Source organism: ANME-2 cluster archaeon (genome assembly GCA_014237145.1).
Lineage (GTDB): Archaea > Halobacteriota > Methanosarcinia > Methanosarcinales > Methanocomedenaceae > Methanocomedens_A.
Genome location: JAAXOC010000117.1, coordinates 18608 through 40151, shown reverse-complemented (window position 1 = coordinate 40151; position 21544 = coordinate 18608). Strand labels below are relative to the sequence as shown.

Genomic DNA, 21544 nt, shown 5'->3' with positions numbered 1-21544 from the left:
ATCCCAATTCATCCAATACCAAAAGATCGATCCTTCCTAATTTGGATAACTCCCGACCAAGATAGCCCATTAATTTTGCTTTTGCCAGATCATCTACAAGTTCCTGGGCAGTATAGAACATGACCCGTTTTCTTTTCTCACAAGCTTTTATCGCCAAGCCAATCGATAGGTGCGATTTGCCAATACCAGGTGGCCCGACAAATATTATGTTGATCGCATTATCAAGATATTCCAACGTATTAAGGTTCCTTATGAGTTTCTCATTTAGTTCTGGCTGGCATGTAAAATCGTATCCGTCAATTGTTTTTATACAAGGAAAACCAGCTCGACGTATTCTCTGGTTAACTGAGCGTTCAATCATACCTTGATATTCTTTTTCAATGAGATTGGACAAATACTCTGTATAATCGAGTTTTTTTTCCGCTGCTATTTTAGCTTCTTCTTTATAGATCTCAGGGATATGCTTTAGTTTCAATTCTTCAAAATAGTGCTCAAGATCATCCATTCATATCTCCCCCCTGATCTTTCTACAAAGTTTTCAGTACAATATGAATCTAAACTACGAATTACACCAGGTGGACTCAGGATCGACAGATCATTTACCTGATCCAGTTTGGGAATGAAAACAGGTTCAGAATTTTGATGTAAGAGATCAACAAACAGATCGCCCCGGTAAACGTTGTATTTATCACATAACTGGATCACATTCTTGATATCCCCCTTGTTGAAGTGTTTGGCTGCTTCAACAATTAGTGTAAGATGCCGTGATGGATTGATCCGTTTCTGTGCTTTGAGTTTCTTTAAAAAATCTTCCTGTCCTGGGACAATTGTTAAGAATTGTTGTGATAAGAAGTTCCATGTTCCTTTAGTCCCCCTGTATCCTTGAAAGTGCTCCTGATTCATGAAGATCTTGCCTTTCTCAGTTCTTTCCAGGGTATGTTTTGCTATTAGTTTGTTCGATTGGGAATAGACTTCTATATATCTGCCCTGACTAATTCGTATCCAGACATCTCTACCTGCAAAGATATGAGGTACACTGTATCTGTTTCCACCAACTGAAATTAAACAATCAGAACTAACTTTGCGGAATTCTTCCAAAATACCAATGAATCTGTTTTTTGGTAATGGAGAAAGCACCGCCATTTCTTCGGGATTGAACAATTCAATGGGTTTTTTCTTTGTTGTTGTGTGGATACGATGATTTACCTGTGTTTCAAAGTCTAGGAGTTTCAAAGAGAAGTCATCGAAGGATTCAAACTCATTATCGGCAATAAAGTGGTTTTCAAGGTATAAAAATGGATTTTCTACCTTTCCTTTGGACCAGGGGTGGCGAACCTCTGAACGGGATGGTTGGAAACCATAATGGTTGGCAAATCTAATATATCTTGGATTCCACTCCTTTTTTTTTGCATCATATAGTGTTGTATGATTATCAGTCTGAATCCTTTCAGGAACTCCTCCTATTCTGCTCAAACCTTCTTCCAATGCTTCAAACACAGATGATTGTGTCTGGGATAGAGAATACATGTATGTTCTATATCGACTGCACCCCAAAATTAAACAGAATACTTGGATCGTGACCTGTTTGCCTTCAATCATTACGGTGTATGGCGACCAATCGAATTGTCCTTGTTCTCCTGGCTTTGTTTCATATCGCATATAGGCCCGTGTAAATTCGGTCTTATACTGTTGAATGTACCTATAAAACGCCGAACTTGAAACTTTACAGCCCTTTGATTGCAGATCATTAAGAACTCGACTTCTTTTCAGTTTCTTAACAAAGTATTGCTCAGTGATATATTCCTGAAATGGTTGTAGTTCTGGATTTATATACGGCTTTCTTTTATACGCTGGTGGATCTTCTGATCGCAGCGCGTTCCTTACGGCGTTTCTCGATAAATTGAGTTGTTTTGCAATTGTTCTTGTTCCCATTTTGGGATTCCGCTTCTTTAAGTTCCTTATTGTTATCCAATCTTCCATTGAGATCACCCAAAACCTCCTGCAATAAAACAGGGGGATTTTTGTATATAGGGTGGGTCAATTTTAAGTGGGAATTTTCACCACGGATACCCATGCATCCATGAGGCACCTCTAAAGCGACCACCAGCCCCCACATCACAAGGGCAAGTGGAGCTGGGGGGCATATGGGTGGAGTGAAGGCGAGAAGTGGGCGGGCAGAATTAATGCAAAGCCTGGTCAAAATCTTTCAGTGTAACAATCCCATTTTTCACAATTTGCTTTATTGGAAATGTATCTATGGGAAAATTAGTCTCCCATTTCTTTGCAAATGCCGCCAAATCTCTTGCTTCGATAACGCAGATAGGAGCATCTAGTGGAGAATTTACTGCTTCAATTTTATTCATGATATTATCTGAAAAACTATGAGAGATTATAATATACCCCTTAAAGTTCTCTTTATCTTTTGTTTTTGAAATCTTTTCAATATAATTTCTAATTTGCAATCGATGGGCGATTGGCATTTTATATGGGGGATTCAACACCGTTTTGCATTCATAGAAGAAAAGATTTCCTTCATCGTCTTTGATTATACCGTCAGGGTCTTCTTTTCCAAATCTCTGTGTTTTTATTTCTAACTTAAAAACATTCTTGAAGAGATACTTTGTCACTCTTTCAAAGTCAAGGGCAATTGATGCTGTACTTATTACTTCTGAATTATCAGCTTGTGGATAAATCCTAGCATCTTGGCAACTCAGTTCAATGTAATAATTGGCTAATTCTTTTGTAGGCAATTTACTTTCTTTGATTATTAGGTCTGAATAATATCTAATCAGATCATTAATTAGATTGGTTTTTGTACCACTTACCTGCAACTCCAATTTTCGTGATGTGGATTTGATATCATCCAATTTGGTGACATTCAGAATAGTTATTTCATTATATTGACAGTTTGCCAAACGATAAATTAAAATATCTTTTTGCCCCGATTTTAATAGATTTAATTTTCCAAGTACATTGCTTAACTGTTGGGTCGTCAAGTTAGAAAATAAATCAATTCTCTTTTCTTCAGATAATTTTTTATCTTCAATGTCTAAGTCAATAATTTTCACAGGTGGTATTGTTACAATATCTCTACTATTTTTGAAATGGTCTATAATTTTTAAAATTTTTTCTTCTTTTTTTCCAGATTGTGATATGTCGATTCTTTTCAAATAGGAAGATAATTGAGACGAAGGAAGAGAATATTATATTTCACTTGGTTTTATTTCTTCCAAAATAATTCGATTTACTTTATTTTCGTGATTTCCTGAAATGGGTAGATTGAAATTCTTTAATATTTATGAAAGTTCAAAGTTATCAAATTTGTCCACTAATCTTATGAATTGATCATGTTCAAGTTCGATTCCCCATAGCTCTTTTAAACTATCCACAGTCTCATCTGATAAAATAAAATAATCATCATTGTCCAGTTTATATACTAAAATTATGCCTTCTCTTGAGAGATATTCTAATTCATATCTATACATTTCGTCATCAAAAAATAACCTTTTAATTTGTGGATGTGCCATCATATACTGGTGTTCTTTCTTTGAAATACTCAATTCATTTCTAAGTACTCTCAATATGTTTGCCTCAGCAGGCAATAAATCTCCTTCATAATCCCAAGCTGCATTTAATACAGCTGTGTATAAACGGTATTTTTTATTTGGATCCTCAAGGTTAATCTCGTTAGAATTTTTCTGATATTCAGCAATTTTTTTGGTGACTAATAGTTTTAAATCTTCAATTTTGACGCGATGATCCGGTGCATCAAATAATACTTCAAGAATGGTATGATTAGGAGGTTTTCTAAATTCAACATTATTTCTTATGCTTTCATAATTTCCCAGGACTTTGCTAAGATCTATCAATATCTTTTCAGAATCTATGCCGACTATTTCCGATGTTTTCCCTTTGGCTAATCTTCTTAAATCACTTTTTTTATAATGTTTTAGTATTTCATAATTTTTCATTAAATGCCCTTCCTTCATTTTAGTAGAAAAAAATTCAAATATTTCCCATAATCAAACAATGATTTTCATAATGATTACATAAACGACTCTATTTTAATTTATCCCAAGTTTGACACGTTTCACTTTTTTCTTTTCGAGAATGTATTCTGATTTGTCAGGAAAAAGCATGAAAAAAAGAATTATGGACATAAAAAATGAAGATTACAAATCAGCAATAAATCAAAGTGTCAAACTTGGGATTCAAGATAGCTGGCATGGTAGCTATGAAGTAGCTCCAACCGATCTGAGTACCTGGGCGAGGGGGCTCCGACCGGATCTTTCGCGGTGGTAGCCGTGTCAACTACGTCAAGTTCTGCGGTTAGCGGACTGCTTCAGCATCGTCTCTGGCCTACGCTACTACTTCCTGGGCTTTCGCCTTTTGCAGGAGTTGTAGCCCCTTACTATTTTATCCCTTACGTTTACGCTGCGTGAGCAGCGTTTACCACTGGTGGCGAAGCACCAAAGCCTATGCGTGCGGCAAGCCGCACAGGACGGGTGCAAATCCGCCGACAATCCTACCCGCGAGGGCAAAACGCACTAAAAAGATTGGGAAAGAATGCATAATGTCGAAAATATTTGCACTGAAATATGAATAAAAGTAAGAAAGTTCCCCTGAATCGGTCATATCAAATTTCCTGGCAGATAAAGAGAAACTTCAGTAGTAAAGCAAATTCTATAAACGAGACCGTCACATTACATGTTGGTATTATCAAACTAACCGCAGACGAACGCCGATAAACGCGGATACGCTACCTGAAAATCTGTGTTCATCTGTGTTTATCTGTGGTTTAATTAAATTCACCAACACGAATTGTAACGGTCTCCTATAAACGCAAATCATTTAACCAAAGATTCAAATATTTACCAACAATTCCTACAAAGAGACATATTATGACACTTGATGAGGCTAAGATAAAAGAGATCTCTGATATAATCGTAAAAAAGGTTCGTCCAAAAAAGATATACCTCTTCGGTTCCCATGCAAAAGGAACAGCCAGACCGGAAAGTGACCTTGACCTGCTAATCATTGCAGATATGCCAGGTCCAAAAAACAAGCGGAGTCTTGCAGTCCGGCGTCTTTTCCCGAACAGGGATTTCTCTCTCGATGTTTTTGTTTATCATGAAGATGAATATAATGAAGAAGTTGGCATTGCCAATACGCTTGCTACCACAGTAGCGAGGGAGGGGAAGATCATTTATGCCGGATAAGACAAAATGGGTGAATGAATGGAAACAAAAGGCTGAAAATGATCTAAGGACAGCAGAAATCGTTTTATCAACTGAGAATCCTCCCACTGATGCGATATGTTTTCATGCGCAGCAGTGTGCTGAAAAATACTTATAAAGTTATCTTACCTCCAAAGATGTTACTGTTGAGAAAACCCATGACCTCACAAGAATCAATAATATCTGTATTGAAATGGACCCTGATTTTGAGGAACTTTCAGATAATGCTGAACTTCTATCCGGATATGCCGTTGAGATCAGGTACCCAGGTGATTTTATTGAGTGCCTGATAGAGGAGGCGGAAGAAGCAGTTAAAATGGCTAAAGCGTTCAAGTATTTTCTACTGCGAAAACTGGATACGTGAGTACCTGACATAGTGGAGGAGGCTCCCTCCGGGTATTTCAGGGCTGTGGCTGGTTTTTCTTTACCAAGGTCACAATTTGCGACTACTGTCTCAACAACATATTTTTTAGACAAAATTATAAACCGATTAAATGAATTGTAAATCATTGTGAAAAATTGTTCAAGCTTAATTTATGTCCGATAAATAAATCCATTTCCGGGATTGCCATTTCATTTAAATCCTTGACCCCACGATTTGTAGTAGTTTCAATTCATACCATCAAGGTTAGAATAATTCAATATCCCTCCCTTCACGCAAAACATTTTCGATGAAATTATTCCCCTCCTTTAACATATTTTGAATTTCATCTGTGGTATATCCAATTGGCTCTATTCGTTTAGTTTTTAAAAAATAAAGTTCGGCCTGTCTGTTAAACCAGTCATCTGGAAACTCGTCAGATATCAGTAAAAGATCAATATCACTATGAGGATAAAAATCACCCCTGCTCATTGATCCAAACAATATAACCCTCTTTAATTTAAAATTTTGATTTACCCTTTTGCAATATGCGATTACCTGCCCGATTATTGAATCTGTTTCCTCACCCATTCAAGTATCCTCCCAGCATTTTCCAGACACTGTGCACTTCGCTGGTTATCGTAGTATTTATACGGTGCTTGAGTGCCGCTAATTGCATCAGGATAGCGAGTCTCAATATAATGCGGATCAAGCTCACTTGCACAATGTCTCAAAGCAATAAATTCCTTATTTTCAATCGACAACGTCTCATTTAATTCATCCAGCAAATCGACAGTACTATGTGTCCATGGATAATCAATACCATTTAAGAGGAATAAAGATTTAATGGATTTTTCTGCCACCTGCTGGCAGCAGTTACATACCCAATTAAATCTCCCGAGCTTATGAAGTTCATTACAAGTATCAAAATCATATATTGCTTCATCAAGCCATGCATCAGTCCTTTTTCTGCGTTTATCAATTGTCATGTAGTCGTTCTCAATTGAACATCTAAAATACATTCATCCGAGCATTTCAATATTTAATAATTTCTATTCCTTCTTACCTGCCTGATCCATTTTTTGCTCAAAGATCAATGCCTGCTTGAGGGTACCTGCAACCACTTCTTTATGTTGTAGGTCAAATACGCTTCTCTTTTGTTTTGATATGACCAATGTCTCATCTTTTACTCCAATAATTAATTTATCGTGTGGGTGGATGCCTATTTTTTCACATATCTTATAAGGCAGGGCTATGTTACCTTTTTCATCCACATCAACAATTTCCACATCAGAATTCATATAAAAGGTAATATGAGAGATTCGTATATAATAATCACTGAACAGTATCCATATAATTTTTAAATGATGGTAGGAATAGATTCAGGATAGTTGGCACAGTATCTATGAAGTGGCACCAACTGACGTGAGTACCTGGCAGAGTGGGGGAGGTTCCCTCCGAATTTTTCAGGGCTGTGGCTGGTTCTTCTTTGCCAGGGTCAGCGATTCGCGACTACTTCTTCCCGCTCACCATATACACCACAGCCCCTACCGCCATCAATCCCCAGTAACTTATGGCCCGGTCCAGTATGGCAATCCCCGCCGCCACGCCCGCATCCACCCCAACCAGCACGAACACACCCACAATGGCGAACTCCACTGCACCCAGGCCGCTGGGTGTGATGGGAAGTGCAGATACCAGGGCTGCCGACAGCGCAACAAACACAATCAGGGACAGGCCGATGTGGATATTATGCAGCGGGGACAGCGATTCCACCACAAAGTACAATCTGGCGGCTTCCATACTCCAGATAAGTATGGTATACAGGATTATCAGCACAACAGAACTCCTGCCTGCTGATTCATGCAACCCTTCGGCAAACTGTGTGAACATTGGCTGTATCTTTGACGGCAGTTTGCGGGCAATAGTAGTCTTTCCTGAAGAAAAGGCTAACACTACCGATATCAACAGTACCAGGATTGCAAATCCAAGGGCCAGCGATACCCTGATCGCCTGTGGAATATCAGTCCCGAATACCATGATGCTGGACACTCCCATCAGGATGACCAGCACCAGTACATCATAGATGCGTTCCACATACACGGTCCCAAAACTCTTTGAGATGGACACGTTCCATGCTTTCTTTGCAAGGTATCCGCGATACACATCCCCCATCTTGGCAGGGACCAGGGTATTGGCGAACCAGGACAGCAGGAATATCTCGCTGGCATCCTTCAGTCCCGCCCTGACACTGATATTATTAAGCAGCAATCTCCACCGCTCGCCTCTTATGGGTAGCGAACCGAAATACATGAGTGCAGCCGCTGCAATATAGCCAGGGCGGGCGTCCCCGATGACCTCCAGTATCCTGTCAAACTCTATCCTTGAGAACAGGAAATAAAGCACCACTGCCGCCACAGCGAATGAAATGATGGTCCTTGGCTCGGTAAGCCTGCTAACAGGTGAGACTGGTTTTTCATCCTCGATCAACAGGTCTCACCACTTGGTAAATATGAACATTCGGATTAAAGTAGACCAGCCTGAACCGATCCTCGTTGTTCATGAAGACCTTCCTGGCATCATGACCGCCATAGCGCTTCGCCTCCACACCACCAACATAGATATATTCCACATTGTACTTATCAAGTATCCCGTTGACAGTGTCAACATCACTTGAGGTGTACACCCTGGGGACCTCATACCAGCGCTCATTGACAATATCAGCACCGTTACGCCAGTTCTTCTCATGACCTGCCCAGCCCAGTACAGTAGGCATGCCCGTGAAAGCAGTCACATGAGTGTTAAGTTTATATGCCTGTCCGGGACTTTGCAGCACCACTGGGGTACCGCTAAGGTTGTTCAGCCACATTATGGCATTATACTCATTTTGATATTGCTGTTTTAGGTAGGCTGCACCGTCAAGGGTGGGCTGGCCTTTGAAATTACCTGAACGGGAATAGGTTGCAAATACCGGATATGACAAAGCTGCCAGTACCAGGATGATCGATATGATCGCAAATCCCTTTTTAGTTACATTGGCCATGTCCTTCATCTCTTTCATACTCTCCACAACTCCCTTCACGTCCTCCAAAGCTTCCTTCGCACCCCCTACATCTTCTTTCGCAACATCCAGAGCTTCCTTTACTCCCCGGTTCCAGAGGTGATAGAATGCAGCTCCTGCTGCCAGTGCCCAGACAATCCAGTGCTGGACATATACCTTGAATACCGTATTGAACCTGATGTACTGGGGAGAAGTGATACCAAAGGAGTCCTGGATATAGAAAAGCTCACAGAACAGTGACAGCAGGGCACCCAGCAGGATCAACAGGTAGAGGAACTGGATGGAAGGGTCCTCTTCCTTTACCAGCAGGTAAATGGACATGACAATAAGCGGCAGTATGATGATAAGTATCTCGATATGGGTCAGATATGCTGCCACAATTGCAATTGCAAGGCCTGCCAGTATCATTTTCATATCAGGGTAATAGTGATCATAGAAGTTGAGGATGGAATAAACCAACAGGAAAAAGAGCATTATTCCAAACACACCCAGGTAGAATATTATTCCGGTCTGTCCGTATGTTACAAGCTGAAGCGAATGGGATACATTGCTGGCAAGGAGATGGTATGGCAGATATAACAAAATACTGGAAATAATAACTGCAGCCCCCACTACTGCCAGCTTTGCCAGTTCCACCGGATGCACACTGAAAATCCGTCCCGTAAAACCATGGGTTTTACTTTCCTTTGCAGAAACCCTGATCCTCCATGCTGCAAGAACCATCACAAAGAAAATGGCATAAGTGGGATAATCCCAGGAGTTTAGCGGGAACATGAACCCTAACAGCAATGTGATGACAGCCAACAGCGGGATATTGTATTCCTTTCCCCCGCGTAGCAGGTTAAGCAGCAGGGCGATCATTAGCAACTGGAAGGCTATAGCTATCATATGGGCGTGCAGGTCTGCCTGGATGAAACTGAAATAAGGGAACTCGTTAATGGTATTTGGTATCACCCTGCTGGTAGGCCAGTAGTTGTATGCAGCCAGCCGTGTCAGGACATCACCTGCTGGAACATTGAACAGACCGTGATACTTGGGCACGAACAAGGTCACAAGTAATTGGATAAAACCGGCGGGATTGCCGAATACCACAACAAATGCCATGATAATTAGCGCAAACACCCTGTTGTTACTGACCAGGTCCTTGCCAATGCCATACGCTGCTGTGGCTGACAGGGCGAACATGGTTGCCACAGCAAGATTAAAACCAATAGAAGGAAGCACGTTTGAGAGCTTGATAAGGTTCGCTGCCACAAGGTATCCAAAATAATAGTACTGCATAGGCTCGCCAGAGAGCCAGGGATCCACAGGCGGAAAGCTGGTACTGCGAAGGATCATGTTAATGAAGCTCATATCCATTAACTTCTCACCGCCTGTCCAGTAGATATCGGGGCTGTATGCTCTTATTGTAACAAAAACCAAAAACGCTAATGTGAACAGTACTTCAGTCCTTACCAGCGCTTTAAGGTTAAAAGAACATCCCTTGAATGAGAATATTACCAGTGAAATTGCAAGTACCATAAGTACTGATAATCCTACGATCACGGTGCCATAATTATAACCCATGTGGGTCAATACCCACGAGAAGTATGTCACAAACAGCAGACCCATTATCTTGGTAAGGGCTATCCCGTTGTCTTTCAGGTTACCAAATATCCAGGCAGTCAGCGGCAGGGCAGCAAACCCTATTAGTTCAAGTACCAGCCACCATTTTATTATTTCAAACCATTCCATGAAAGTCACGCCGGCAATTATTTTTCGTTCTTTCCTTTTATGTCTACCAGTTCATGCCACTTGATATTAAAGTGCGCCAGGTATAACGCACCAAACACAAGGGTCACCGAGTTCTTGATAATATGATCGATCACTGCGGCTGCAGCCCCCACATACCCGGCAATTCCTGCGATCTTGAACACCACAGTCAGGGCACCCTCATAGGTACCGATAGCCCCGGGAGTTATTGGGACCATCTTGGCCAGGTTGCCTACTGCAACTGCCATGAATACAACGGCAGTCAGCGTTATTGGTGATGCTGCATTGTGCACGAAAGGAAAAGCGATAAGCACAGTATAGCAAGTGAGTATGTCCACTGTCCAGACCATTAATGAAGAAAAGAACACAATGACAAAGTCCCTGGGACTGGATGATATTGTATATATCTCATCAACGAATTTGCGGGCAATGCCGGCAACTCGGTCTGTATAATCACCCGGCTTTGAAATTTTTAGTATTATGCGCTCTACCGGGGATAAACCGTTCCTTCCCTTTGATGCCATGAAAAATATAGCCGCAAAGAATAAAATTATAACTGCAGTCGAGGAAATCATCAAGGGCATTACCCAGTTGTCCACTGCCCTTTCAGCCATTACCACCAGGACCGCCAGTACGCCTATGACCGTTATAGCGATAATATCGAACAGTCTTTCCACTGCCAGTGATGACATCCCTGTGGTCAGGGGTACATCCTTCTCCCGTTTCAGGATATATGCCCTGGAAACATCACCTATCCTGGCAGGCAGGATGACATTGGCTGACTGGCTCATGAATATGCTGCCTGTAATAAAGTTCAATCCATGGTCATGACCGAGCCGTTTCAGGATATGCTGGTACCTGATCCCGCGTACAGGCCATGAGAACAGGTAGATGAATACTGCCAGGCCAAACCTTTGGGGTGATGCCGATGCCGCCGCCTGCCAGACATCCTCCATACCCACCAGGGTAAATATAAGGAACAAAAGTAATATGGCAAGAATGAAGGTAAGGATTCCCTTTTGCCATCTGCCGGATTTAAGTGAGCTCAACTGCCACCAGAGCCTCACGATCTGGCTGCCCATGCCGATCACGTCCTTTACCAGGTCCACCTTGGTGGCCCCGCCGTGTCGCCACTTCACTGGGAACTCTTTTACTTTGTAACCACTTCTCTGGGCCCGCACCAGCAGTTCAGTGTCCCAGAACCAGTGCTCATCCTCTACCGAGTCCATGAGTTCGAACAGGGATTCACGCTTGAATGCCTTAAACCCGCACTGGTGGTCGTACAGTTTCGAACCCAGCATGCTGCGTGTAAGAAAGTTGAACCCTTTTGATGCAAGACCGCGTTTCATGGAGCGTTTAACATCACTGGAAGGCATCATCCTTGAGCCGGTGGCAAAATCGTATCCTTCGGACCTTATGGCCTCGATAAGTTCTTCAAGGTGACCCATGTCGGTTGCCAGATCCACGTCAATATAACATAATATCCTGCCACTAGCTGCCGTAAATGCCCGGTTCAACGCCCTGCCCCTGCCCTGTCTTTCATCACTGTGAAGGTGTACCACATATTCCAGTTCCGAGGCCAGCTGGGATGCGATGCGGTCTGTGCCATCTGAACTGCCGTCCTCTGCAATAATGATCTCGAAGGAGCTGGTGATACCGGACAGGGTATCGGCAGTGGTGACTACAGTATCATGGATGCGCTTTGCTTCGTTATAGGCAGGTAATACAAGTGAAATTTCCGGGGTAATTGCTGATTCTCCTGCTGTTTTATTGAATTTAGTTAGATTTAGTTAGATTTAGTTGAGTAGTATAGGTATCACTGATTAGGTTATGGATATTATAATCTTTTATCCGGATGTGCAGGACTGTGTAGTCACGTATGTTCAGGACCGCCATTTTCCGGGTTTCCTATACCCATCATCACTGGACAGGTGCTGTATCAGGAACCGTATATCTTCACTGAACCAACCTTGTTTGATGTAATGTGGATAGATAGGGAGACGTTCCCTGAGAACAACATCCATGCCCACTTTTTGCTCAAGCTGCTCCACCGCCGGCCATTCATGTTCAGGATTGATGTGATCGATGGTCACAGGTGATATGCCGCCCAGGTCAGTCGCTCCGTGCTTAATAAGCATCCCGGGTGAGATGAGGTTGGGCGGCACCTGTACAGCCACATCATCAGGAAGTATCTCCCTTGCCAGATCAACAGTCCTTATCATTTCATAAGTTTTTGGGGGCGGGTGATGTTCCATTGCAGTACCCGGTTTGGGCGTGAAGTTCTGGATAATGACCTCCTGGATGTGTCCGTATTTCCGGTGCAGGCGGGCAATCAATTCAAGTGATTTGATACGGTCATCTTCTGTTTCGCCGATACCCACCAGCAGCCCTGTGGTAAAAGGAATCTTCAATTTACCGGCATTTGCAATACTCTCTATCCTTTTCTCTGGTACCTTGCCCGGACTGTCCTCATGGGCTTGCAAATGAGCAGTGGTCTCAAGCATCAGCCCCATACTGGCATTTAATGGTTTGAGCAGTGCAAGTTCTGCGTATGAAAGCACTCCAGGATTGCAGTGGGGCAATAGTCCCATTTTAATAGCCATGCGGCACAGGTCCAGCAGGTAATCCATGGTGCGGTTATACCCGATAGCCTTAAGCCGCCTCAAATATCCTGCATCTTCATCAGGCCGCTCGCCAAAAGTAAAAAGTGCTTCAGTGCAGCCGCTCTGAACACCACTTTTGAGTATTTCCTCTATCCGGGCAGGCTGCATAATATATGCCTGCGGGTCGTCCGGGCTGCGCCTGAACCCGCAGTAGCCGCAATGGTTCCTGCACATGTTGGTAACTGGGATAAATACATTTTTAGAATACGTGACCACACGCGAATGTTGTGTTTCCAAAAGTTACCACCTGAAAAATATTGATAGATTATCTGACAAATTTCTCACGGAACTCCTTTATCTGTTCCATACTGCCAAGTACAGCCAGGGTCATATCCTCCTCGATCATAGTAGAAAGTTCAATCTCTGAGCTGGCCTTATCTCCTGCGTAAATCCCGATCACAGCGCAACCGATGGTGTTGTGCAGGTCAATTTCGGCCAGGGTCTTACCTACCAGGGACGAGGAAGAACTGACTGTATATTTTTCTATTTCCATGCCCTCGTACATCATTATAGTCTCTTCCCTTAACGGATGGTCATGTGCCAACAACGCGATCCGCCCCAGCATCTGGCCGGCGATTATGGAAAGCGATGCAACATAATCGGCACCTGCTTTGTACATTTTGTCAATGGAATGGATGTCATTTGACCTAGCCAGAATAACACTATTGGGATTCAGCTTGCGCGTCACCAGAATGGCAAAAATAATATCTGAATCAGACTCAAGGGCCATAATAACAGTGGAAGCTCGTTTAACAGCCACTTTTTTAAGGGTAGACTCGGATGCAGCATTCCCTGTAAGGTGGGTGAAGTCCACATCCCTGAACACTTCTTCATCAGAATCCACTACAACAAAAAGCACCCCTGCCGAAGTCAGGCGTTTTACAACTCTATGTCCCACATCACCATATCCCAGCACAATGGTGTGGTTATCTATAAAATTCACTGTTTCATGCATTAGTATCTCGTTTGTGTTTAATGTGTAAGTCGTTTGAATTTCTTCAACTGTTCCTTGTTGCCAACTACCAGCAATATGGAATTCCTCTTTATTATATCATATGACCTGGGGTTAAGGGACAATTCGCCTCCTTTCCATATCCCTACAATATTGGCACCTGTCAAATCCCTTATCCTGGATTGTTTAAGACTCTTATTCAGCAGACTGCTGCCCGGGTATATGGGAAACTCTGTAATCTCAAGGTCATCCATGAAAGCTGTACTGTTGGCTATCCTGTCAGACAAGGGTGCTACAGCCTTGCGTCCAATGAACGAGCCAAGCAATGATTTCGGCGATATCACTCTATTGGCACCGGCATATTTCAAATAATCCGAATTACTTTTATCATTCACGATTGCCAGGAGTTCTATGTTACAGGATTCCTTTGCTGTCAGTATAATACTAGCATTCTTTTCATCATTCTGGTTAGCTATTAGCAACCTGGCCCTGCATATCCCTGCTGCCGCCAGTACCTCCTCTTTACCTGGGTCCCCAAAAATACATGCTGTGCCGTCATTTAAAAGTGACCGTATCTGCCCCTCATCGTCGTCCACCACAATGAATGACATGTTCTGATCTTCCAGTTCGTTCACGAGTGATTCGACCATTGTGTTGTAGCCGCATATAATGATGTGGTTTTCAAGTTTTTTTGGAGCCCTGGTGGGCAGTCCTCCCTTCATCTGTTTATCAATCCACGGCATTACCACAAATGGAAAGAGCAGTGCAAAAAACAGAACGACTCCGGATAGTGACACAACTACACTGAATATCATCCCAACCGGTGAAGTCATGACCACATCCCCATAACCAACCGTGGTCATGGTGCATGTCACAAAATATACACACTCAATTAAGCTGAGCGATTCCCCCTCATAATTTAATTTGATGAACATTGCAATATAGCTGTACAGCAAAACCATCATCAAAAAGAGGAGAATATAGTTGTATATGCTCCAACCCGATTTTTTTATGATCATACAGATTCATCACATGAATTGGTATGTAGGAAGATAAATATTATTTATTGTTTTGCAGTGAACATTTCAATAAGTTTAATATTCTGCCCTGTACTATGAGCAATGATGCTCGTATTATCCGGTGGAACCGGAACACCAAAACTCCTGGGCGGTCTTCGGCAGCTTGTACCTGATGAAGATATTACTGTTGTGGTTAACACAGCAGAGGACCTGTGGGTCTCAGGCAACCTGGTGTGCCCTGATATCGATACTGTTACCTACCTTTTTGCCGGTCTGCTGGATACGGATAAATGGTGGGGCATCACACAGGATACGTACCACACCCATGAAGCTCTTGCCTCGGCCGGACATGATGAGGTATTGAGGCTGGGGGACTGGGACAGGGGCACCCATATCCTGCGCTCGGAGTTTATCAGGCAGGGTGCTTCCCTGACAGAGGCTGTGAACCGGACCGCACGTATGCTGGGGGCAGGGGCAAATATCCTGCCAATGTGTGATGAACCGGTATCATCTATGATAACCACCGACAGCGGTACTATGCACTTCCAGGATTTCTGGGTGGGGCAGCGGGGCAAACCCGGGGTGCTGGGTGTGGAGTACCAGGGAGCAGAGAATACTACTATTACAGATGCTATTTACCAGGCCGTGGAGCGGGAGGATAATATCATTATTGGCCCCAGCAATCCTATTACAAGTATAGGGCCAATACTTGCAGTGAATGGCATGCGGGAACTGATAGGAAGCAAACATGTGGTGGGGGTCAGTCCTATCATTGGGTGCGAGCCAGTGAGCGGGCCTGCTGGCAAGTTGATGAGCGCCTGCGGGTGTGAGGTGTCGTCCCGAGGCGTAGCTCAGTGCTATGAGGAACTGCTGGATGTGTTTGTGGTGGATGAGCGGGACGGGTTGGGGCTGCGGGATGTGGAGGATATGGGTGTGGCTGTGGTGAGTGTGGATACTATGATGACCTCGGCGGGGAAGAGTAAGAGACTGGCGGGAGTGGTTATGGGGCAGATGGTGTAGTCAACCGGCTTCGGAATTAGAGAAATAGCTTATATTCAACTTCCCAGCTTTTAGATTTTCAATCTTGCCCGCACATATGAATATCATCTCAATTTTGATAGAAAGACATCTCTTTCCATCTTTGCCTGTTTCATAATTGATATCAACGTTCCTTTAGCCAATTCTTAATGATTTGTAACTGTAACAAGTAGTCGTTGGTCTTCATTCCATAAATGAATGTGACTTCCTGTTTGACGGTGGACCAGAAAACCGGACTTGGTAAGAACTTTAATAATATCCTTCGCCGGGAGGGCTGGTAGTTTGGGCATATTTTTCTACCTCAATATCTAAGAATGACAGCTTTTGATCCTTAGGGGTGAGTTCCATGAGGATTTGATAATGTTCTTCAAGTCCTTTTTTTAAGTTTACAAGAGCTTCCTCTTCAGTTAGTCCCTGGTCCGCTACATTTGTTACCAAGTCTGCGGCTACGAAATATTTTCCTTCTTTATGAATCTGGATTATGGTTTTCATGTGTATATCTTTGTACTGGGGAAGATATAAAGTTTACACCACATTTTCATCTGTCATATTGTTGAGTTACTGGTCCGGGACTTGATGTAACGAAGCCTGAACAAACCAGTTCTGACCACCACACTTCGCCTCCTTTAAATATTAGACAGCATCCCCAGCCCTTTATCGGTCAGCCAGACCATATATCCCTCAACCACAACATACTTCCCCCATAATAATGGGTATCAAAACCACGCATGAGGTAATATATAATGAAATATCCAAAAATAAATACAATATGGAAAAGAGATGAAAACAACAAGTTCAGGATAATCGAAGGAGATTATTCAAAAATTGAATTTGCTGCGATTAAGAAATGGAATATAACTGAAAAAATAGATGGCACAAATATAAGAGTTATCTATAAAAATGGTATTGTTTCATTTGGTGGACGTACTGATAACGCTCAGATTCCTGCACATTTGTATGAATATCTGCAAAGAACATTTACATTGCCAATAATGCACGAAATGTTTGGTGATACAGATGTTGTTCTGTTTGGAGAAGGATATGGTCCAAAAATCCAAAAAGGCGGTGGCTTATATCGCAAAGACGTAGGATTTATTCTATTCGATGCTTATATTGGCGGATGGTGGGTTTTAAGAGACTCTATAGAAGACATTTCAGATAAAATTGGTATTTCTTATGTGCCTTTAGTTGGAACAATGGAGATTAATGAAGCTGTGGAATATGTACAATCAAAACCAAACAGCTTAATTGCAAATGAACCTAAAATAATGGAAGGAATTGTTGCAAGAAGTACTCCATTGCTGCTGTTTAGAGATGGCAATCCGTTAATGTGGAAATTGAAAGTAAGAGACTACAAGGATGCGTAGGAAGTAGTCAAACGTTGCGACGGCACACCCAACCGTAGCAGAGCTGCGGGGCAAATTGATTAAGATTACAGCCGTTCTATATAAATTTCATAGCCATTTATATCCCTTTCCACGATGGATAATCTGAATTATTTTAAAGCTCCTGACATCTTCAAAATAGACAACACGATAATTGCCAATTCTCAATCGAAAAAGATTTTCTCGTATCCACTTCAAAAAGTATGGTCAAATGCAAGATTAATGTAGACACTGATTTCACAGATTACACTGATTTTCACAACCACTATCAATCTGTGTAATCAGTGTAATCTGTGTCTCAAAATTCAGAGCACTATAATCAATTACCATTTAATTTGAAGGGGATACATTTTCTCTACCATTAACACCTTTTAATTTCTTAGTATCAAGTATTCTACTCTTTTCAGTATCACTTAAAGCATATAGTGCTTTTTTAACTCTATTTCTCATATCTTTTGGCAACAAATCGAGTTGATTTATTGCAATTTTTGATAATCGAATTGTTTTTGACATTATAACTCATCTAAAGATATCCATTCTTTTTCTTCATCCAGGATTTTATATTGTTCTTGCATAAATGCCTTATACTCTACTTTATCTATTAAATGCTGAATAATATCATCGTAACTCTCTCCACTTTTGCCGATCAATCTTAATTTGTCTATTGTTTCGATTTTCAATTTGACTGTCATGGTTTCCATATAAACCGTCATAAATAATTTGTTTTTATAATTAATATAGTCTCCTTTTTATTCATTAGTAATCCACCCCATAAAAGCTATCATCCACTCAAGTCACATACTCCAGATAAGATGTAACGAAGCCTGAACAAACCAGTTCTGACCACCACACCCCGCCCCCTTCAAATATTCGCCAGCAGCGCCAGCCCCTTATCTGTTAGCCCAACCATATCGCCCAGGCAATCCAGGCAAAGACATGTGGCATCTCCCCAACCACCGACATGCCTCCACCCTACTAAAACCTAAAGGCAACCGCCAGTCCCAGGTGATAGTATCGGGCAGGCCCCATGGCGACCGCACAGCCTGTGATTACTATGACTCAAGTGGCGATACAATGAAAGAAATCGAGGGTACAGTCAGCAGGCTGGCCGGATAATACGAAATCATCATGATGCAGATAATATGATGACCTCGCCTGGGAAGACTAAGGCGCTGGCGGGAGTGGTGATGAGATAGGTCAATAACCCTGGGTTTCACTAACGCTCAAATACAGGGCATCTCGATGATGTTCGTAAATTTTGTCTTAAAAAGTTCGTACCAATTTTTAACCGTAAGTTGATTGATGGAAAATAATAACATTAAAATGTAATTAAAATAATGAAATGATAACATAATAACGTAATTAGATTTAAATAGTCATAGTACCTATATGGTAATTATGACATCAATAGGCGCTTTGGAACAGTTTAATCCGTGGTGGAAAACAGGAAATGTAAAGGATTCCTGGCTTAAACCATACAAACGGCACATCTATTCTCATATTGAAAAATATACCGATAAAAGACAGGTAATCCTCATATGGGGGTTAAGGAGAACAGGAAAAACAACAATCATGTTCCAGCTTATACAGGAACTACTCACCTGTGCCGATAAGAAACACATATTCTATTTTTCTTTCGATGAGATTGTATTTGATTTCAAAGAGATCCTTGAAAGCTACCAACAAACTGTTTTAGGTAACAATTTTGATGAGGCAGAAGGGAAGATATACATTTTCCTTGACGAAATACAAAAAGTGGACGATTGGGAGAACAAGTTAAAGGTTTACTATGATGTTTATCCAAACATAAAATTCGTTGTCTCGGGTTCTGCATCAGTAAGTCTAAGAAGAAAATCAACAGAAAGCCTTACAGGGAGACTAATGGATTTTCAGATGAAGCTACTCTCATTTGAGGAATTTATCGAGATGAAAGGCAGGGATACAAAAAAAATAAGGGAAAACCCTGACCTGTGGAAAAGGGAATTGATCCCCCTTTTTTATAGATATCTTAAATACGGAATGTTTCCTGAACTTTATGATGAAAATGATGAGGATTTCGCAAGAAAATATATATTGAACAATGTAATTGAAAGGGTCATATATAAGGACCTGCCAGATGAATTTGCGATAAAAGATGTTGAGCTGCTTAAGACTCTTGTATATATAATCTGTAAAAAACCTGGTATGATCGTCAATTATAGGGAGATTGCCAAGGACCTTGGAAAAGACCAGAGAACTATTGCCAATTATTTTGAGTATCTTGAGTTCGGGCTTCTAATAAAGTTTGTTTTCAATTACAGGGGCAGTCCTATTGCAAGTATGAGAAAAATGAAAAAAGTTTATCTATATACACCAAACCTTGCATTTGCATTCAATCAGGATATAGATTCGATCCTGCCATATATGCTTGAAAACATTGTAGCATCGCATACAGATGCAAGATTTTTCTATAGGAACAGTTTTGAGATTGATTTCATAATCCCTGATAATGACAAACAGGATATAATTGAAGTGAAAAAAAGCAGGAAATCTGTTAAACAGGTAAAGAAGTATCAAGAGAAATTTGGTGATAAGGTCGGGAGATCAATGATTGTGACACTGGAAGAGGAAGGTACAGTGGATAACATATCTGTAATCCCTGCCTGGAAATTTCTTCTGGATACTGCATTTTTGTAGTTTTTGGAGCTGTCAAAAAGTATCGGGTTCATGAAACATAATACTTTTATCATCGTTACCGCAATTATTTCGAGTATGGATTAGCCGATGTTCAGTCACGGATCCCGGACCAGAGGTCTGAATGCATCTGGACGATGCTCGACTTTTAATTATCTTCTGGAATGGTTTGAAAAACCATTTATCCAGAATAAATCAAAAAATCATGATTAAAAGCCCGATAATATTAATTATCAACCCTGCAACCCATAGAAACAAGATTACTTTCCAGAACCATCTCCACTTCTCAGGAAAACTGAACATTGACTTTTCTATATCTTCACTGTATCCATGCAAAGCTTCCCTTATCTCCCTGACATCATCGGGGTCATCAACTTCGATTATGAAACTTCCCTGGTATCCACATTCCCTGCAAACGTACATCTGGCCCGTATGTACTGCGGGAAATATATGGCCGCTGCTGATACCAGCGTATTCGATTTTCCCACCGCAGAACGGACAAATCTGAAACCCCTGCATGGGTTTTATTTTAGTGCAATCATTAATGGACATAATCTCTTTAACATCAAATATATCGGGTCAACTTTTAATAGTAAATACTAATAAAAAGTCTCCACTTTCATCTGTCATATTGTTGAGTTACTGGCCCAGGACCAGATGTAACAAAGTCTGAACAAACCAGTTCAGACCATCACACCCCGCCCCACTTCAAATATTTGACCGCAGCACTAGCCCTTTATCGGTCAGCCGGATCATATCTCCTTCTACAGTCGCATACTCCCCATTCTTAAGAAAATCCAAGTAGTCTACCTGCGACCTGTTGACCCCCACTTCCTTCACCACATCAGGCAGCGCCTTCCCGAAGGCACCGATAGACACGATAATCCTCCTACGCACCGGATTTCCCAGCGCTTTGAACATCATGTCATGGTCGCCCACTTTTGCCTCACGAGCCGTAGGGCCTCGCATCATCATGTCTTCCAGTTCGTCATCGTCAATATCCGGTACCATAAACTCAACCCTGAAATGAATCTTTCAGTTAATCGGGCATAAACCTTACCTACACGTCTTGAGACAGGATTGGGATCAAAAATTAGTGTGGATAGGAAATTACGAACACAGATCCACACAGATCAGGGTGCATCTTCTGTGTATATTTGGTTGGTACCGCCACGAACAGTAAAAATATAAAATACAAGTTGTGGCAAGAGCGCAATATTCACCACCCTGTGCCGCATCTTTGCCGGGCAGGCCCCATGCCGACCGCACAGCCGGTGTTGACATAGACTCAATTGAAGATATAATGAAAAATGTGCGGGGGACGTGATTCGAACACGCGTACTCCTACGAGACAAGGCCCTCAACCTTGCGCCTTTGACCTGGCTGGGCAACCCCCGCACAAT

Annotated in this window: 25 protein-coding genes, 1 tRNA gene and 1 pseudogene; 7 read left to right on the top strand and 20 right to left on the bottom strand. The window is 41.9% G+C overall.

The annotated features are described in order from the left end of the window. The 4 genes from HF974_15990 to HF974_15975 form a co-directional block, all read right to left on the bottom strand. A partial coding sequence (locus HF974_15990; GenBank protein ID MBC2699796.1) for an ATP-binding protein occupies positions 1–505 on the bottom strand: 505 nt, incomplete at its 3' end. After that, a complete protein-coding gene (locus HF974_15985; protein MBC2699795.1) occupies positions 472–1989 on the bottom strand; it encodes an IS21 family transposase in 1518 nt (505 codons plus the stop codon). The genes HF974_15985 and HF974_15990, both read right to left, overlap by 34 nt. Positions 1990–2180: 191 nt before the next feature. Next, positions 2181–3170: a hypothetical protein gene (locus HF974_15980; protein ID MBC2699794.1), complete on the bottom strand. Its 990-nt coding sequence runs from the start codon at positions 3168–3170 to the stop codon at positions 2181–2183. 126 nt (positions 3171–3296) lie between these two features. Continuing rightward, entirely contained in the window at positions 3297–3971 is a 675-nt protein-coding gene (locus tag HF974_15975; protein ID MBC2699793.1) for a hypothetical protein, read from the bottom strand. Positions 3972–4901: 930 nt separating this feature from the next. Between HF974_15975 and HF974_15970 the strand changes: the two genes are divergently transcribed. From HF974_15970 to HF974_15960, 3 genes and pseudogenes are all read left to right on the top strand, one after another. Further along, positions 4902–5219: a nucleotidyltransferase domain-containing protein gene (locus tag HF974_15970; protein MBC2699792.1), complete on the top strand. Its 318-nt coding sequence runs from the start codon at positions 4902–4904 to the stop codon at positions 5217–5219. Beyond that, complete coding sequence (locus HF974_15965; protein ID MBC2699791.1) at positions 5209–5355, top strand: HEPN domain-containing protein; 147 nt, start codon at positions 5209–5211, stop codon at positions 5353–5355. The genes HF974_15970 and HF974_15965 overlap by 11 nt, the downstream gene beginning before the upstream one ends. Before the next feature lie 6 nt (positions 5356–5361). Beyond that, positions 5362–5601: pseudogene (locus HF974_15960) on the top strand (HEPN domain-containing protein). A gap of 264 nt (positions 5602–5865) precedes the next feature. On the opposite strand, the gene HF974_15955 reads toward HF974_15960, so the two are convergent. The 9 genes from HF974_15955 to HF974_15915 all read right to left on the bottom strand — a co-directional run bounded on the left by HF974_15955 (position 5866) and on the right by HF974_15915 (position 15045). Then, complete coding sequence (locus HF974_15955; protein ID MBC2699790.1) at positions 5866–6189, bottom strand: nucleotidyltransferase domain-containing protein; 324 nt, start codon at positions 6187–6189, stop codon at positions 5866–5868. Continuing rightward, positions 6165–6587, bottom strand: a complete 423-nt coding sequence (locus HF974_15950; protein ID MBC2699789.1) for a HEPN domain-containing protein — start codon at positions 6585–6587, stop codon at positions 6165–6167. Before HF974_15950 ends, HF974_15955 begins: the two co-directional genes overlap by 25 nt. 63 nt (positions 6588–6650) lie before the next feature. Next, entirely contained in the window at positions 6651–6899 is a 249-nt protein-coding gene (locus HF974_15945; protein ID MBC2699788.1) for a hypothetical protein, read from the bottom strand. Between the two features lie 211 nt (positions 6900–7110). Further along, a complete protein-coding gene (locus HF974_15940; GenBank protein ID MBC2699787.1) occupies positions 7111–8088 on the bottom strand; it encodes a flippase-like domain-containing protein in 978 nt (325 codons plus the stop codon). Continuing rightward, the gene (locus HF974_15935; protein MBC2699786.1) at positions 8075–10393 is read right to left on the bottom strand and encodes a hypothetical protein; all 2319 of its coding nucleotides are present in this window, start codon (positions 10391–10393) and stop codon (positions 8075–8077) included. The genes HF974_15940 and HF974_15935 overlap by 14 nt, the downstream gene beginning before the upstream one ends. A gap of 17 nt (positions 10394–10410) precedes the next feature. After that, positions 10411–12147, bottom strand: a complete 1737-nt coding sequence (locus HF974_15930; protein ID MBC2699785.1) for a flippase-like domain-containing protein — start codon at positions 12145–12147, stop codon at positions 10411–10413. Between the two features lie 147 nt (positions 12148–12294). Continuing rightward, complete coding sequence (gene cofG, locus HF974_15925) at positions 12295–13290, bottom strand: 7,8-didemethyl-8-hydroxy-5-deazariboflavin synthase subunit CofG (protein ID MBC2699784.1); 996 nt, start codon at positions 13288–13290, stop codon at positions 12295–12297. A gap of 49 nt (positions 13291–13339) precedes the next feature. Then, positions 13340–14029 carry a potassium channel protein gene (locus HF974_15920; GenBank protein ID MBC2699783.1) on the bottom strand — a complete coding sequence of 230 codons (690 nt, stop codon included), beginning with the start codon at positions 14027–14029 and terminating at the stop codon, positions 13340–13342. A gap of 17 nt (positions 14030–14046) precedes the next feature. Next, a complete protein-coding gene (locus HF974_15915) occupies positions 14047–15045 on the bottom strand; it encodes a potassium channel protein (GenBank protein MBC2699782.1) in 999 nt (332 codons plus the stop codon). Between the two features lie 105 nt (positions 15046–15150). Between HF974_15915 and HF974_15910 the strand changes: the two genes are divergently transcribed. Then, complete coding sequence (locus HF974_15910; protein ID MBC2699781.1) at positions 15151–16065, top strand: 2-phospho-L-lactate transferase; 915 nt, start codon at positions 15151–15153, stop codon at positions 16063–16065. Positions 16066–16229: 164 nt separating this feature from the next. On the opposite strand, the gene HF974_15905 is transcribed toward HF974_15910, so the two are convergent. Then, positions 16230–16373: an addiction module toxin, HicA family gene (locus HF974_15905; GenBank protein MBC2699780.1), complete on the bottom strand. Its 144-nt coding sequence runs from the start codon at positions 16371–16373 to the stop codon at positions 16230–16232. Beyond that, the gene (locus HF974_15900) at positions 16333–16575 is read right to left on the bottom strand and encodes a hypothetical protein (GenBank protein MBC2699779.1); all 243 of its coding nucleotides are present in this window, start codon (positions 16573–16575) and stop codon (positions 16333–16335) included. The genes HF974_15905 and HF974_15900 overlap by 41 nt, the downstream gene beginning before the upstream one ends. 251 nt (positions 16576–16826) lie before the next feature. Between HF974_15900 and HF974_15895 the strand changes: the two genes are divergently transcribed. Then, positions 16827–17450: a hypothetical protein gene (locus HF974_15895; GenBank protein ID MBC2699778.1), complete on the top strand. Its 624-nt coding sequence runs from the start codon at positions 16827–16829 to the stop codon at positions 17448–17450. Positions 17451–17798: 348 nt separating this feature from the next. Here HF974_15895 and HF974_15890 read toward each other — a convergent pair whose 3' ends face one another. Further along, positions 17799–17981, bottom strand: coding sequence for a hypothetical protein (locus HF974_15890; protein ID MBC2699777.1), 183 nt, complete (start codon positions 17979–17981; stop codon positions 17799–17801). Further along, positions 17981–18169 carry a hypothetical protein gene (locus tag HF974_15885; GenBank protein ID MBC2699776.1) on the bottom strand — a complete coding sequence of 63 codons (189 nt, stop codon included), beginning with the start codon at positions 18167–18169 and terminating at the stop codon, positions 17981–17983. The genes HF974_15890 and HF974_15885 overlap by 1 nt, the downstream gene beginning before the upstream one ends. A 235-nt stretch (positions 18170–18404) precedes the next feature. Here HF974_15885 and HF974_15880 point away from each other — a divergent pair, with 235 nt between their 5' ends. Further along, entirely contained in the window at positions 18405–18584 is a 180-nt protein-coding gene (locus tag HF974_15880) for a hypothetical protein (GenBank protein MBC2699775.1), read from the top strand. Positions 18585–18866: 282 nt separating this feature from the next. Beyond that, positions 18867–20144: an ATP-binding protein gene (locus HF974_15875; GenBank protein MBC2699774.1), complete on the top strand. Its 1278-nt coding sequence runs from the start codon at positions 18867–18869 to the stop codon at positions 20142–20144. A 192-nt stretch (positions 20145–20336) separates the two neighbouring features. Here the strand turns inward: HF974_15875 and HF974_15870 are convergent, their stop codons facing one another. The 3 genes from HF974_15870 to HF974_15860 form a co-directional block, all read right to left on the bottom strand. After that, positions 20337–20693: a hypothetical protein gene (locus HF974_15870; GenBank protein ID MBC2699773.1), complete on the bottom strand. Its 357-nt coding sequence runs from the start codon at positions 20691–20693 to the stop codon at positions 20337–20339. Positions 20694–20849: 156 nt separating this feature from the next. After that, a complete protein-coding gene (locus HF974_15865; GenBank protein MBC2699772.1) occupies positions 20850–21152 on the bottom strand; it encodes a hypothetical protein in 303 nt (100 codons plus the stop codon). 302 nt (positions 21153–21454) lie between these two features. Next, a tRNA-Leu gene (locus HF974_15860) sits at positions 21455–21539 on the bottom strand. Positions 21540–21544: the final 5 nt, after the last annotated feature.

Coding starts and splice junctions, on each gene's coding strand:
- HF974_15975 (MBC2699793.1), bottom strand. CDS start 3,971: ATGAAAAATTATGAAATACTAAAACATTATAAAAAAAGTGATTTAAGA.
- HF974_15970 (MBC2699792.1), top strand. CDS start 4,902: ATGACACTTGATGAGGCTAAGATAAAAGAGATCTCTGATATAATCGTA.
- HF974_15965 (MBC2699791.1), top strand. CDS start 5,209: ATGCCGGATAAGACAAAATGGGTGAATGAATGGAAACAAAAGGCTGAA.
- HF974_15955 (MBC2699790.1), bottom strand. CDS start 6,189: ATGGGTGAGGAAACAGATTCAATAATCGGGCAGGTAATCGCATATTGC.
- HF974_15950 (MBC2699789.1), bottom strand. CDS start 6,587: ATGACAATTGATAAACGCAGAAAAAGGACTGATGCATGGCTTGATGAA.
- HF974_15945 (MBC2699788.1), bottom strand. CDS start 6,899: ATGAATTCTGATGTGGAAATTGTTGATGTGGATGAAAAAGGTAACATA.
- HF974_15935 (MBC2699786.1), bottom strand. CDS start 10,393: ATGGAATGGTTTGAAATAATAAAATGGTGGCTGGTACTTGAACTAATA.
- HF974_15920 (MBC2699783.1), bottom strand. CDS start 14,029: ATGCATGAAACAGTGAATTTTATAGATAACCACACCATTGTGCTGGGA.
- HF974_15915 (MBC2699782.1), bottom strand. CDS start 15,045: ATGATCATAAAAAAATCGGGTTGGAGCATATACAACTATATTCTCCTC.
- HF974_15910 (MBC2699781.1), top strand. CDS start 15,151: ATGCTCGTATTATCCGGTGGAACCGGAACACCAAAACTCCTGGGCGGT.
- HF974_15905 (MBC2699780.1), bottom strand. CDS start 16,373: ATGCCCAAACTACCAGCCCTCCCGGCGAAGGATATTATTAAAGTTCTT.
- HF974_15900 (MBC2699779.1), bottom strand. CDS start 16,575: ATGAAAACCATAATCCAGATTCATAAAGAAGGAAAATATTTCGTAGCC.
- HF974_15895 (MBC2699778.1), top strand. CDS start 16,827: ATGAAATATCCAAAAATAAATACAATATGGAAAAGAGATGAAAACAAC.
- HF974_15890 (MBC2699777.1), bottom strand. CDS start 17,981: ATGTCAAAAACAATTCGATTATCAAAAATTGCAATAAATCAACTCGAT.
- HF974_15885 (MBC2699776.1), bottom strand. CDS start 18,169: ATGGAAACCATGACAGTCAAATTGAAAATCGAAACAATAGACAAATTA.
- HF974_15880 (MBC2699775.1), top strand. CDS start 18,405: ATGTGGCATCTCCCCAACCACCGACATGCCTCCACCCTACTAAAACCT.
- HF974_15875 (MBC2699774.1), top strand. CDS start 18,867: ATGACATCAATAGGCGCTTTGGAACAGTTTAATCCGTGGTGGAAAACA.
- HF974_15870 (MBC2699773.1), bottom strand. CDS start 20,693: ATGTCCATTAATGATTGCACTAAAATAAAACCCATGCAGGGGTTTCAG.
- HF974_15865 (MBC2699772.1), bottom strand. CDS start 21,152: ATGGTACCGGATATTGACGATGACGAACTGGAAGACATGATGATGCGA.